Origin of the sequence: Aquimarina spongiae (assembly GCF_900141785.1) — a bacterium.
Taxonomy (GTDB): domain Bacteria; phylum Bacteroidota; class Bacteroidia; order Flavobacteriales; family Flavobacteriaceae; genus Aquimarina; species Aquimarina spongiae.
The window spans coordinates 173,489-186,895 of record NZ_FQYP01000003.1 but is presented as its reverse complement, the minus strand read 5'-3'; the positions used below and the strand labels follow the sequence as shown (position 1 = coordinate 186,895).

General features: G+C 35.1%; 11 protein-coding genes. 6 read left to right on the top strand and 5 right to left on the bottom strand.

What is annotated here, in order from left to right; genetic code table 11:
• Positions 1–67 precede the first annotated feature (67 nt).
• Positions 68–1,867, bottom strand: coding sequence for a T9SS type A sorting domain-containing protein (locus tag BUE24_RS08245; protein WP_073315530.1), 1,800 nt, complete (start codon positions 1,865–1,867; stop codon positions 68–70).
• Between the two features lie 188 nt (positions 1,868–2,055).
• Between BUE24_RS08245 and BUE24_RS08240 the strand changes: the two genes are divergently transcribed.
• Positions 2,056–3,294 (top strand): 3-deoxy-D-manno-octulosonic acid transferase, encoded by a 1,239-nt coding sequence (locus tag BUE24_RS08240; RefSeq protein ID WP_073315529.1) that lies wholly within the window; start codon positions 2,056–2,058, stop codon positions 3,292–3,294.
• Here the strand turns inward: BUE24_RS08240 and BUE24_RS08235 are convergent.
• On the bottom strand, positions 3,284–3,940 hold the full coding sequence (locus tag BUE24_RS08235; protein WP_073315528.1) for a DUF2461 domain-containing protein: 657 nt from the start codon (positions 3,938–3,940) through the stop codon (positions 3,284–3,286). The two genes, BUE24_RS08240 and BUE24_RS08235, sit on opposite strands and share 11 nt — an antisense overlap.
• A 21-nt stretch (positions 3,941–3,961) precedes the next feature.
• Positions 3,962–4,576 (bottom strand): deoxynucleoside kinase, encoded by a 615-nt coding sequence (locus BUE24_RS08230; protein WP_073315527.1) that lies wholly within the window; start codon positions 4,574–4,576, stop codon positions 3,962–3,964.
• A gap of 242 nt (positions 4,577–4,818) precedes the next feature.
• On the opposite strand from BUE24_RS08230, the gene BUE24_RS08225 reads away from it, so the two are divergent.
• Positions 4,819–5,343: a DUF302 domain-containing protein gene (locus tag BUE24_RS08225; RefSeq protein WP_139241941.1), complete on the top strand. Its 525-nt coding sequence runs from the start codon at positions 4,819–4,821 to the stop codon at positions 5,341–5,343.
• On the opposite strand, the gene BUE24_RS08220 is transcribed toward BUE24_RS08225, so the two are convergent.
• Positions 5,332–6,015 (bottom strand): response regulator transcription factor, encoded by a 684-nt coding sequence (locus tag BUE24_RS08220; protein ID WP_073315526.1) that lies wholly within the window; start codon positions 6,013–6,015, stop codon positions 5,332–5,334. The two genes, BUE24_RS08225 and BUE24_RS08220, sit on opposite strands and share 12 nt — an antisense overlap.
• Positions 6,008–7,531: a sensor histidine kinase gene (locus tag BUE24_RS08215; protein ID WP_073315525.1), complete on the bottom strand. Its 1,524-nt coding sequence runs from the start codon at positions 7,529–7,531 to the stop codon at positions 6,008–6,010. Before BUE24_RS08215 ends, BUE24_RS08220 begins: the two co-directional genes overlap by 8 nt.
• A gap of 124 nt (positions 7,532–7,655) precedes the next feature.
• Here BUE24_RS08215 and BUE24_RS08210 point away from each other — a divergent pair, with 124 nt between their 5' ends.
• The 4 genes from BUE24_RS08210 (at position 7,656) to BUE24_RS08195 (ending at position 13,399) form a co-directional block, all read left to right on the top strand.
• Positions 7,656–8,471: a GLPGLI family protein gene (locus tag BUE24_RS08210; protein WP_073315524.1), complete on the top strand. Its 816-nt coding sequence runs from the start codon at positions 7,656–7,658 to the stop codon at positions 8,469–8,471.
• Between the two features lie 21 nt (positions 8,472–8,492).
• Positions 8,493–9,659 carry an aspartyl protease family protein gene (locus BUE24_RS08205; RefSeq protein ID WP_073315523.1) on the top strand — a complete coding sequence of 389 codons (1,167 nt, stop codon included), beginning with the start codon at positions 8,493–8,495 and terminating at the stop codon, positions 9,657–9,659.
• Positions 9,660–9,743: 84 nt separating this feature from the next.
• Positions 9,744–10,622, top strand: coding sequence for a GLPGLI family protein (locus BUE24_RS08200; RefSeq protein ID WP_073315522.1), 879 nt, complete (start codon positions 9,744–9,746; stop codon positions 10,620–10,622).
• A 53-nt stretch (positions 10,623–10,675) separates the two neighbouring features.
• Entirely contained in the window at positions 10,676–13,399 is a 2,724-nt protein-coding gene (locus BUE24_RS08195; RefSeq protein WP_084549475.1) for a carboxypeptidase-like regulatory domain-containing protein, read from the top strand.
• Positions 13,400–13,407: the final 8 nt, after the last annotated feature.

The following is a 13,407-nucleotide window of genomic DNA, read 5'->3' as shown; positions in this document are numbered from 1 at the left end:
TATAAAAAATCAAAGCATCTAAACTAGAGAAGCCTAAGATGCTTTGAAAAAAGGTAGTTAATATCTATTAATTGGTTTTGATGAACTTAATTGTTTTGAAGTTTTTGACTTTTAATAAGTAAATACCTGCATGTAAGGACTGAACTTGATTAGAAATGTTGTATCTGAAAACTTGCTCGTTTGCTATTTCCCATGATTTGATTTCTTTTCCGGTAATGTCATAAATAGTAATCTGCAAAGACTTTGCTGTTAGTGGGGTTTCTAGAACTAAAGAAGCTTCATTCTTAACCGCATTAGGTACTATTTGTAATTCTTTTTTCTCATTGATTACAGGGTTGTTGATATTGGTATTTATCACATTTTGAAGATCTCCAACTACAAACCCTGAGATGATATTCCTTTTGAAATTGCCTTCGCTCTCTGCATGTAGAAATAGGCTATATACACCATCTTCAAGAATAGAAGTGTCAAAATGGAAATGATCTTTCTCTTGGGTAAAAGTCACAATTTTTGGATCCCCATCGATTTGAATTCCCTGATCGGTAATTTTTTGTGTGATCACCGCACGAACTTCTGTATTCTTTGGAGTGTGAAAATTCTTTTGATTTGAAAAGAAACCTGCTTTTAAGAGGGATGCATTACCTGTTTTGATATTTTGAAACTCCAGTCGGATACCACTATCTTGTTTGATAAATGCTGCAAAATTAGAGTTACTTTTTAGGGTTAACTCCCCATCTGTAACCGGGATAACCGTTTGATGATACTGAGTTACATGTTTTGTGTAGTTCTTTATCTTTTTTGTCTGATCGTAAAGATCAAAAGAAGCTTTAGGATTTTCATGTAAAATCTCTGCTACAGCATATTTAGAATCTTTGTCCAAGATTATTTTATCATACTCATTTTGAGAATGAATAATGTAGTAATTGCTTACTATTTTGGAGTTTTCTGCCTTATCATTTGATTTAAAATTGCTGCGTAATGAAGGATTCTGTATATATGACTTCACATAAGGCCAACTAAATTGACCCAGCCCTACATCCAAATGATCAAAAATAGCTCTCGAGTCATTTTTTCGGAAAACATATTCGGCTCCAGGACGTAGTGTACTGCTATACGGAGCAACCCCATCATTGGCCCCTTGTACAGGTAATAAAATTCCTCCGGTAACTAGAAATGCAGCGGCAGCTATCGTAGATCCTTTATAAAATCCAGAAGCGCCTAGTATCACAAATTTTCCAGGATCATTATTGGGATGATTATCAAGTATCGGTCGTACCACATCTCTACAGTAATAGGTTGTAGAAGTTCGGGCTCCTTCGTTAAGCCCGGTAAGTCGCCATGCCCAATTCAACCATGGCATTTGAGAAATATCCGCAAGATAAGTACCCCAAAATGGTGTACCCAAAGCAAAGGCCTTAGTTACTTTCGAATTTTTTCCATACTGAAACATAGCTGCTTCAGAGGCTTTTCCTCCATTGCTGTGCCCAACCAAATAGACTTCAGAAACGTTGTATTTGTTGGTAACAATATCAATAGATTCCGCTAGTAATTCTCCATTTACCCAAATACCTCCACCTCTTGTGGTAGCTACAAAAACAGCTTGATATCCTTCGTTGTAGGTATCTCTATAAAATGAATTGTCAAAAAGAAATTGTCCTTGGTTAAGGTCAATATATCCGTGGTTAAAAACGATCACTTTTCCATTATAGTTTGGAGGAGTCACTCCATAATGGATAGTTGACTTTACCAAAGGACCTATAAACAAAGGACTCAATTTGTCTGGGGTAGGGAGTTGTACTTCTAAAAAACTTTGTGAAAAAAGAATAGCGCATGAGAATAACGCAATGAAAGTAATTTTTAATTTCATGGTTTAAGAGTTTGTGTTAAGGTTAGTGTTAAATTAATTAATTTTTAACTAAAAAAGTATGATAACATTAATTTTTATTTCAATAAAATGAAATATTGATAATTTGAGTGTAAGTTGTTCTTTTTGAACTTTTGGTACCGTATTCTAGTAAAGAGCTGTATTTTTGCTACTCATAAAAATAGAAGTCATTGCATATTATATATAACATCTTTGTTGGAATTTTCAATTTCATACTACCCGTTTTAGGAGGGTTTGGCTCCAAATTGAAATTATTTGTCAACGGAAGACGTTCGGTTTTCAAAATTTTAAAAGAAAACATATCAAATAATGATGAGATCATTTGGTTTCATTGTGCCTCTTTGGGAGAATATGAACAAGGAGTTCCTGTAATGGAAGCGCTTAAGACCAAATTTTCGGACACCAAATTGTTGGTTACTTTTTTTTCTCCTTCAGGTTATGAAATAAAAAAGAACAGCAAGCTTGCTGACATCATCGTGTATTTACCGATAGATACTAAAAGGAATGCTAAGAAATTCATCGAACTGGTTAATCCCAAACTGGCTGTTTTTGTAAAGTATGAATTTTGGCCCAATTATCTTAAAACGCTCCGGGTGAACGATATCCCAACAGTATTTATATCTACTACATTTAGAGAAGATCAGGCCTTTTTTAATTGGTACGGTGGTTTTATGAGAAATGCCTTGAAGGGAATCGATCATTTTTTTGTTCAGGATGCAACTTCTCAAACACTGATTGAAGGGTTGGGGTATGCCAATGTATCTTTAAGTGGGGATACCCGATTTGATCGCGTGAGTCATCAGATAGAGATGGACAATTATGTAGATTTTATTTCAGAATTTGTAAATGATCGTACGTGTATCGTGATGGGTAGTTCCTGGCCAGAAGATGAAGAGGTGTTTTTGGATTTTGTAAATAATGCTCCAAAAGAGGTTTGTTTTATTATAGCACCGCATGAAATTAAAGATAGCAATGTCAACCCTTTGGTACAGAAAATAGAAAAAAACACTGTTTTATATTCTGAAAAAGAAGGGGTGAACCTTGCAGATCAACAAGTCTTTGTGATGAATACAATTGGGTATTTGTCCAGGGTGTATAGTTATGGGGATATTGCCTATGTAGGAGGAGCTATGGGAAATACAGGATTGCATAATATTCTGGAGCCTGCCACTTTTGGTATTCCCATTGTCATTGGAAAAAACTTTGAAAAATTTAGAGAAGCCAAACAACTTCAGAAATTGGCGGGATTATTTTCTGTATCAAGTACAGAAGAGTTTAATAGCATAATGACTAAGCTTGTCGAAGACAAAAAGTTCAGAGAAAAAACAGGTATGATTGCAGGACACTTTATTAATAGTAACACCGGTGCTACCGCAATGATCTTAGATTATTTGGATACTAAACTGTAACCGCCTCACGTAAATACCTTCTGAAAGGAAGCATTTCTTTATAAACGGCAATCACATAATCCGTAAAATCAGGCGCCAATATTTGTTCTTGTTTTAAGTCATGAATCACAGCAAAGGTTCTATAGCGCAACAAATGGATATGTTCATGATCCTTACTGTAACCTTTTGGAGCAGATTTCAACATCTCATCTTCGGCATACAAACCTCCAAAGGTGTCTTTGAAACTTTTTTTGTTAATGATTTTTACAAGTTCTTCCCCATTATAATCAATACCTTCTCGGATACTCTGCAGTAATTTGTTGTCTGGCCTCCAGTAGCCTCCTGCGAGCACTCCTTTTTTGATACCTATTTCAATATAAAAATCTCCTTGCTTGGTTTTTTGATCTAATCCAGCTCCAAAGTGATCTTTGTATACAGGCTTATTGGGATGAAAGAGGAGGTTGTTGTTAATTCGATTGATTCCTTTTTTACCTGGGGTAGGATAATATTCTGGATCTATATTGGCTAATTTGTTATCCAGATCATCAAGCCAGGAAACAAAATCATTTCGAATAGCATGGTAGTGTTTTCTATTCGCATCCATCCAATCCTTATGATTGTTCTGCTGTAATTCTTCAAGAAATTGAAATAAAGCCTGAAAGTCCATGGTACGGAACGTAGTTACTTTTTAAAATAAACCATTCAACTCAGCATCAATTCGATTGATGATACTACCAAGATCTTCAGGATTATCTACGAAGTTGAGGTGATCCACATCTACGATAAGCAAGTTACCCTTATCATAATCATGTGCCCAAGCTTCATAGCGCTCATTGAGCCTGCTTAAATAATCAATGCTGATGGTGTTTTCGTATTCTCTTCCTCTTTTATGGATCTGTGCAACAAGATTGGGAATACTACTTCTTAAGTAAATAAGTAGGTCAGGACCTTCTACCACAGCTTCCATAAGATCAAATAGCGATTTGTAGTTTTCAAAATCCCTATTGGTCATTAATCCCATGGCATGCAAGTTGGGAGCAAAAATGTAAGCATCCTCGTAGATAGTTCTATCCTGTATGATATCTTTTCCGCTTTCTCGGATATCCAAAATTTGTCTGAAACGACTATTCAAAAAGTAAATCTGAAGATTGAACGACCATCGTTCCATTTTGTTATAGAAGTCTTCCAAGTATGGATTTTCTAATACATCTTCATAATGCGCCTCCCATTTATAATGTTTAGCAAGTAATCGGGTCAATGTAGTTTTTCCGGCACCGATGTTTCCAGCTATTGCTATATGCATATTAGATAATTTTTGTTGGGGAAACGGTTAATCTTTGTTATGCCGTAAATATAATAGATTTTATGAGTAAGATAAAAGGGATATAATAAAGAATTTGTATCGGATTATTATTTAGAAATATTTTTAGAAAACTAGATAAAAGAAGCCTTTCATAAAAATCCACTATTCTTTATCATCTTTATAATAGGATTAACAATCTGTCTTCTATTTTACAGTATCTTTAGATAAAAAGTAATTTTGTTATGAAGTCTGTAAAATATTATTTCCTCTCCTTCTTTTTTGTGTTGATTGCTTGTAATCAAGTGCCGAATGAAACGTCTAAGGAAGCACAAACAACAACAGAACAACAAATGGAAATACAAGCACAACAAGGTGTAATTACCAAAAAAAGCAATAAGAGTTTTGAAGAGACTTATGCATCATTAAAAGATATCATTACTAATAATCCCAATTTGAAAATCATTGCCGAGCTGGATCATCAAAAAAATGCAGCTTCTGTTGATTTAGAATTAAGGCCTACACGTATCATTTTGTTTGGTAATCCAAGATTAGGAACTCCACTTATGCAAACTTCACAAACTACTGGGTTAGATTTACCACAAAAGATTTTGGTATGGCAAGATGAAGAGGGCATGGTGAATGTATCTTACAACGATCCAAAGTATTTGCAAAACCGTCATGGTATTACAGGCAAGGATGAGGTACTGGCCAAGGTTACTGGTGCTTTAGATAAAATTACGAATATGGCAGCAGGCTTAGCAAATTAGCTTGTACCCGTATCCGCGAACGTTGATGATCTGGATCGATTCGTCCTTTTTTAGTTTTTTACGGAGTTTGGTGATAAATACATCCATACTTCTTCCATTGAAAAAGTCATCGTCTCCCCATAACTTTTTAAGGATTAAGGAGCGATCCAGAACTTGATTTTTGTTTTTAATAAGATGAAAAAGAAGATGGGCTTCTCTATGGGTTAGAAGAGATGGTTCCTCTTCTTTAAATTGCAATTGTTGCTTAGGGAAATTAAAGGTATATGCTCCTACACTAATGATTTCGGCTTTCTTTTGAATTCGAGTTCTCTGTAATAAGTTATTGATCCTCACAATCAATTCTTCCATACTAAAAGGTTTCTTCAGGTAATCATTTCCTCCAATGGTAAATCCTTCTACCACATCTTGTGTCTGTGATTTTGCCGTAAGGAAAATAATAGGAATCGTTTCGTCCTCCTCTCTAATTTCTTTAGCCAAAGTAAAACCATCCTTTTTGGGCATCATCACATCCAAAACCAAAAGTTTGGGATCAATGCTTTTGTAGAGTTCGAAAGCTTCTTTTCCGTCTTTTGCCAAATGAACCTGAAAGTTTCTCGTTTCCAGACTTTCTTTGATAATCAAACCTAAAGAAGGTTCATCTTCAGCCAATAGTATATCGATAATTTCAGCCATTTGGTAAGTTGATTTTAAAATTGGTTTGGTTATTGTCTAGTAATAACTGTATGGTTCCTCTATGTTTTTCGATAATGGTCTTGGTATAAAATAATCCAATGCCAAATCCTTTCACATCATGGGTATTTCCTTTGGGAACACGATAGAACTTATCAAAAATCTTTTCCTTATGGATTTTGGATAATGAGATCCCATCATCTATAACCTCTATGGTAAGGTTGTTTTTTGCTTTTTTTACGGCAACATGTATCCGGTTTCCTCCATACTTAATCGCATTATCTATAATATTGTTGATTGCATTTTCAAAGTGAAAAACATCGATGTTTACCATAGTTTTTTCAGTATTGGTCTCAAACGTAATTGTTTTCTCTTCTGAAATCGTCGCCATGTTTTTCTCCACTGCAGTTTTAAGAATGGTTATCAAATCCATTTCCTCCAACTTAAGCTGCAATTCTTCACTATCCAGAGTTGCTGTTTCCAGTATTTTTTCAACCATGGTATTTAATCGCCCTAATTGATTAGAAGACATCTCAACATATTTTTTGGTTTTCTCGGGATCATTATTGGTATTAAAGTTCTGAATAGCCTCTAGCGCAGCACTAATGGTGGCAATGGGAGTTTTAAATTCATGAGTAATATTGCTAATCAAATCATTTTTGAGTTCTGCCAATTGCTTTTGTTGGTTGATGATACGTAAAAGAAATAATAAACATCCAATTACGCTGGCTACCAAAACAAAGGATAGTAGGATACCTCCAAGGTTTTTCTTAAATATGGTTAATCGCTCATTGGTAAAAAATAATTCTAAGGAGCTGAGTCTGCGTAAGAAAGAAGATTTTGATTTGGTTTGTAAAACAGCTGTTTTAATAATGTTTTCGTCAATTTCGGTTTTCTCTCCAAAAGGATTGGTAAATCGTAATCCGTAATCTATGTTGATGTTTTTTCGATGTAATTCTTTTTGGACTAACTCATTAATCTTTCCCAATTTTAACGAATCTTGCGTAATAGAAACAATTGCTTTTGAAGCTAAACCGCTAAGAACCTTTATGATACTATCCTGATTTTGAGGTATAGAGTCTTCCTGACGTTGCGTAAGGTGTAAAAGGATATCTTTTTGTTGTTGTACGACTTGATCCTTGGTTAAGTCGGGTCCCTTTACAATATGTATACTCTGCGTATTAGAGTCCTTTACGATAGAGATTTTGGTGCTCTCATTAATTTTAAAAGAATCAATTCTTTTGAAGTTGCTATGAGCAATAAAGCCTTTCTCCATTTTATGAAGATTTCTCACGGTTTTCCCAATCATGGTATCATGCATAATGAAAACTGCATTTTCTTTGGCTAGTTCTGTAAAGTATTCATCTACCGCATTATCCAGGCTAATTTGAACTTCGTTAATCAATTGCTGTTTGGATGCTTGATAATTCTTGTAGTTCCAATATACCTGAATGCCAAGTGTAATCAAGATCACACTTGTAATAAAGTAAAGAATGATTTTGTAGTTTCTTTTTCTCATACTTCAAATGTAATACACTCTTTGGGGATTCAACGAATCGGTTAACACTCGTTAACACTGCTTAACGCAAGGAATGATACTCAATATTGATCTTTGTCGAAGAAATAATCATAAAAATATAATTATGTTACGACTTATAGTTTTACTAGTGCTTTTTGTAATAAAGAGTGTGTCTGCTCAGGATTTTCAGGGAGTTGCTATCTATAGTTCAGATCGAAAAATGGACATTCAGTTGGATAGTACACGTGTAAATTCTGAAATGCAAAATCAGATACAGGAAATGATGCGTAAGCAGTTTCAAAAAGAGTATACCTTACGATTTAATACTAATGAATCGGTGTATAAAGAAGAACAAACCTTAAACCCAACCCCTTCGGCTCCCGGAGTGCGGATAATGGTGGCAGGATCTCAAAGCTCAGATATCTTGTATAAGAATAGTAAAGAAAAAAACTACGCGGCAAAAAGAGAAATGTTTGGAAAAGCGTTTTTGGTAAAAGATGCCCTTACTTCTTATGATTGGAAACTTGAGGATGAAACCAAAAAAATAGGAAATTACACTTGTTACAAGGCCACTGCCACAAGAACCGTACAGACACAACGAAGTGTTAGTATTAATAGTGAAGAGAATACATCCGAACCCAAAACAGAAGAAGTAACCATAGTGGCGTGGTACACTCCCGAGATCCCTGTGAGTAGTGGTCCTTCTACTTATTGGGGTTTGCCAGGGTTAATTATGGAGGTAAGTGATGGGAATGCTCGTATATTGTGTAATAAAATAGTATTAAACCCAAAGAAAAAAATAGCAATTAGCGCTCCCGAAAAAGGCAAAGTAGTTACCGAAGATAAGTTTGAAGAAATTATGGAGAAGAAAATAAAGGAAATGCAAGATCGAGTGCCAAGAGGAGGAGAGAATAGTTTTCAAATTAGAGTACGTGGATAATCATCAAAAATCAATCAAAAAATGAACAGGTTTTTTCTAATCATCATATTATGTATCGGGTCTTCGTTACAGGCTCAAGTGGCAACAATACCTTTTGAAAAAAAAGAACTAGTTTTTATTAAGGTTAAAGTGAATCAGCATCAAGAACCCTTGCACTTTGTTTTTGATACAGGTGCATCTACAGCGGTTTTGGATAGCGAGGTAGCAAAAAGATTAGGGATTCAATCTAATTATTCTCAGAATACTCGAGGAGCTAACGGATCTGAAGTATATCAAATCGCAACTGGTCAATCGATAACCATAGAAAACATCAAATTTCAGAATGTGAATTTGGTATTGGTAGATTTAAAAGAACTTGCTCAGCGCACCGGAACCAGGTTGGAGGGGATTATTGGGTATGATGTATTGAAAAAGTTTGTCACTCAAATGGATTTTGAGACTCATACGATTAAGTTATACACCTCTTCAAAGGAAATCCCTGATCGCAATACGTATCAAGAATTACCATTACAGTTCAAAAGAGGACCTATACCACAAATAGAAGTAGATTTTGTATTGAAAGATGGATCGACAGAGAGTGGGAGTTTTCTTTTTGATAGTGGAGCTAATCTTACGGTTGCATTTAATACACCTTTTGCCAAGAAAAACAATATTAAAAGTAGAACGGGTAAAACAATTACTGCCAAAGCCAGGGGGCTTACCAAAACATCCATGTTTACCATAGGAGCTGCTCAAAAACTGAGTATTGCCAATAATGATTTTTTGGATTTGCCAATCGACATTTCAGAAACAAAAACAGGAGTGTCGGGATCAAGTGCCTATGATGGTATTTTGGGGGCAAAAATTATCAATCGTTTCAATATGATATTGGACTATCAAGACAAGATATGGTATTTCAAGCCCAATGTTACATTCAAAAAACCATTTTATTTTCCGATGAGTGGTATTAGTATCAAGCTGGTAGGAGATCAGATACTTGTTGGACATGTGATCGAAAATAGTGAAGCATATAGGTTAGGGATTAGAGAAGGAGATGAGTTGTTGGCAATCAATGAATATACTGGTAAAGACTTAAGCGTTTGGCGAAATCACCTTAGAAAAGATCAGGAAAAGGTGACTTTAAAAGTCAAAAAGGAAAGGTCTGAAGAAGTAGAACAGGTGACAATTTTACTGAAGCGCTTATTGTAGTATTTAGTTTTATGAATTAATTAACTTTTTTGAATTAAACCTGTTTTGGTTTTAAGGGTCATAGAACTTTAAAATCTACTCACAATGAAAAAATGCATACTCTATTTGGGTGTTCTATTGATCTCTACCCTTACCTCGGCACAGCAATTTCAAGGAAAAGCATATTACTTCAGTAAAACAAAAGTGGATCTCAATTTTGGTAACCGTCAGTTATCCGAAGATCAAAAGAAAATGATAGGAGAAAGAATGAAATCAGCCTCAGAGCGCACTTTTGTGCTTACGTTCAATAAAGAAGCTTCCTTATATACCGAAGAAGAAAAGTTGGAAACCACGGTTGAACCGGGACCAGGAGGTGGTAGATTCCGAGCAATGATGTCTGGATTTACTTCGAATAACTATTATAAAAACAACGGAGAGGGTATATATCATGACCAACGGGAATTTTATGGTAAGAATTTTTTGATTGTAGATTCATTACAACCGATAGATTGGGTATTGAAAAATGAAACCAAAAAAATTGGAAACTATACTTGTTTTAAAGCGGTAACCACAAAAAATGTAGAAGAGGTAATGGATTGGCGAAGTATAAGAAGAAAGGCCAGGCAAATGAGAGAGAGGGAAGAAGGAACTAAGAGGAATGATACTATGTCTGATCGGAAAAAACCACCCAAAGAAATTGAAATTGTTGCCTGGTATACTCCCGAAATACCAATTAGTACTGGTCCGGGTGCCTATTGGGGATTGCCAGGGTTGATATTGGAGGTACAAGAAGGACGTACCGTTCTTTTGTGTAATAAAATTGTACTAAACAACAATGAAATGGAGCCTATCAAAAGACCTAAAAAAGGAAAAGAACTCTCTCAAGAAGCATACAATGCTATCACCCAAAAAAAGGTCGAAGAAATGATTGATCAGTTTAGCACACAAAGAGGAGGAAATTTCGGAAGAAGAGGGAGAAATTAAATTATTTATCGCTTACAAAAAGAAAATCTAGCATGTTTGAAAATACAATGTTTATGCTATTCCTTTTAGGAATAACACTGGTAACTAATGCTCAAAAAGCACAAATTACTGGTGTGGTAAAGGATTCTGTTGGTAATCCATTAGAAATGGCAAATATAATCGCCTATAAAAAAGACACCAATGCGATGGTTGCTTACGGGATCACCAACGACAAAGGGATTTATAAAGTCAATGTACCTCAAAACGATACGTATCTTTTAAGAGTCAGTTTTATTGGATTTTCTTCAGAAGCAAAATCATTTACCGTATCTGAACAAGATGTTTCTATTGATTTTGAAATGAAACCCGACGAGAACAGTCTGGATGAGGTAGAACTGGTATATGAAATGCCAGTTGTAGTAAAAGGGGATACCTTGGTCTATAATGCAGATTCTTTTACCACAGGAACTGAAAAAAAGCTAGGGGATGTCTTAGAAAAACTTCCAGGAGTTGAGGTAAATGAGGATGGAGAAATAGAAGTCGAAGGGAAAACGGTTTCAAAAGTAATGGTAGAAGGAAAGGATTTCTTTGATGGGGATTCAAAATTGGCAACCAAAAATATACCAGCAGATGCATTGGATAAAGTTGAGGTACTCAGGAATTATGAGGATGTAAGTCAAATGAGAGGGCTAAGAAATTCTGACGATCAGATCGCAATTAATATCAAATTAAAGGAAGGAAAGAAGAATTTTTGGTTTGGGGATGTACAAGCTGGATCGGGAGTAGGAGAGACCGAGCGATACATTGTGAAACCCAAATTGTTCTACTACAGCCCCAAATACAGTATCAATATTATTACCGATTTTAATGATATTGGAGAGGTCCCTTTTACAAGGAGAGATTACTTTAATTTTACAGGAGGTTTTAGAAATCTAGGTAGAGGAGGAACTACATTCACAGTATCCTCAGATGATTTGGCGTTTGCAACATTACAGGATAACAGAGCCAATGATATCAATACCAAATTTGGAGCAGCAAATTTTAATCTTACTGCTAGCAAAACATTGGATATTAGCGGATATGGTATTGTGAGTGATACAGAAACTGATTTTGTGACCAATACCAGAAGAGTATATATAGATGATACCCCAGATCCAACAGATAATGTAGTAGAAGAAACTTTTGATAATACTACTCAAGAAAACAAATTGGGATTGCTAAAGCTAAGTGCTGTATATAAACCCAATGCAAATTTTAGATTGGATTATGATATGTTCGGAAAACTTTCTAGCCAAAAGGAGGTTGGTAATTTCTTATCGGTACGATCCGATGTTTCAGAAAATATAGAGGAGCAATTAGAAAACACTCCTTTTTCGATACAGCAAAATGTAAATGCGTACTACACCGTTAACGAGAAGAATATATTTTCTCTAGAGGCCCAGCATTTATATCAGGATGAAGATCCTTTTTATAACGCGATACGGGATGAAATTCCTTTCAGAGGAGTTTTTACAGCAATTAATGATCCAACAGATCCGTCTTTGGATACCTTTGATCCTCTTCAGGAAGCAGATCGCTACAGTATAAACCAAGATAAACAGGTAGTTACTAGTAAATTTGATGCCAAACTAGATTATTATTATGTGTTAAATAAAAAAAGCAATCTCAATTTTACATTGGGATCTATTGTGAGTACACAAAATTTCGATTCCAGTATCTTTCAGGTGTTAGATAACGAGGATACGGTTACTTTTGGTGATGAGGATTTTAATAATGATGTAACCTATAACTTCACAGATATTTTTGCCAGCATGCATTATAAATTTATTACTGGGATATTCACCTTTAACCCGGGGGTTAGCTTACATAATTATAGGCTTAAGGATGAACAACTAGGTACAAGATTAGAACAGGACGAATGGTTGGTGTTGCCTGATTTTTTTGCACTGGCTCAATTCAAGAAAAGTGAAAGCTTGCGATTTAATTACTCAATTACGGCAGAATATACGGATGTAAATCGATTAGCAGAAGGGTTTGTGTTTAATAATTACAACTCTTTGTTTAGAGGAAATAGAAATTTGGACAATGCATTGTACGACAACTTTTCTTTGAACTATTTTAGTTTTAATATGTTTAATTACACCAATGTTTTTGCACGAATTAGCTACAGTAATCGACGTAGCCCTATCAAAAACAATAGTGTTTTTTCAGGGATTAATCGTGTAGAAACCCCTGTGAATTCTAATTTAGCAGATCAGATTTTCAGTGCCGTTGGAAACTTTAGTAGAAGTTTTGGTAAAATAAAAGGAACGCTCAGTGCTCGCGTAGGATGGTCCAGTTTCAATAATGTAGTCAATACATTGCCAAGTGAAAGTATAAGTTTGACCCAGAATTATAGTACAGAATGGTCTACCAACTTCAAAAAAGGTCCAAATTTTGACCTTGGATACAGCATTACCGTCAATGATTATGATAATAACGGGGCACAAAGTACATTTTATACCAGCCGACCATTTGCAAGATTAGATTGGTCTTTTGCAAAAGGCTTCTTACTAAAGTCCTCCTACAGTTACTACAATTATCGGGATACCCAAACCACGCTTAACGAATATAGCTTTTGGGATGCAGATTTGTTTTACCAAAAACCAGATAGCAAATGGGAATATAAGTTTTCGGTTACGAACCTTTTGGATATCGATAGTATAAATAGAGATAGTTTTAATGAATTATTCAATAGTACCTCTAGTTATATGGTACAGCCAAGGTATTGGATTCTGAGTATAAAATACAATCTGTGATAGGTATA

Excerpts from the sequence above, each read along its gene's own strand:
- BUE24_RS08200 (WP_073315522.1), top strand. The coding sequence starts at position 9,744 with ATGAAAAAATGCATACTCTATTTGGGTGTTCTATTGATCTCTACCCTT.
- BUE24_RS08215 (WP_073315525.1), bottom strand. The coding sequence starts at position 7,531 with ATGAGAAAAAGAAACTACAAAATCATTCTTTACTTTATTACAAGTGTG.
- BUE24_RS08235 (WP_073315528.1), bottom strand. The coding sequence starts at position 3,940 with ATGGACTTTCAGGCTTTATTTCAATTTCTTGAAGAATTACAGCAGAAC.
- BUE24_RS08230 (WP_073315527.1), bottom strand. The coding sequence starts at position 4,576 with ATGCATATAGCAATAGCTGGAAACATCGGTGCCGGAAAAACTACATTG.
- BUE24_RS08220 (WP_073315526.1), bottom strand. The coding sequence starts at position 6,015 with ATGGCTGAAATTATCGATATACTATTGGCTGAAGATGAACCTTCTTTA.
- BUE24_RS08195 (WP_084549475.1), top strand. The coding sequence starts at position 10,676 with ATGCTATTCCTTTTAGGAATAACACTGGTAACTAATGCTCAAAAAGCA.
- BUE24_RS08210 (WP_073315524.1), top strand. The coding sequence starts at position 7,656 with ATGTTACGACTTATAGTTTTACTAGTGCTTTTTGTAATAAAGAGTGTG.
- BUE24_RS08225 (WP_139241941.1), top strand. The coding sequence starts at position 4,819 with ATGAAGTCTGTAAAATATTATTTCCTCTCCTTCTTTTTTGTGTTGATT.
- BUE24_RS08205 (WP_073315523.1), top strand. The coding sequence starts at position 8,493 with ATGAACAGGTTTTTTCTAATCATCATATTATGTATCGGGTCTTCGTTA.
- BUE24_RS08245 (WP_073315530.1), bottom strand. The coding sequence starts at position 1,867 with ATGAAATTAAAAATTACTTTCATTGCGTTATTCTCATGCGCTATTCTT.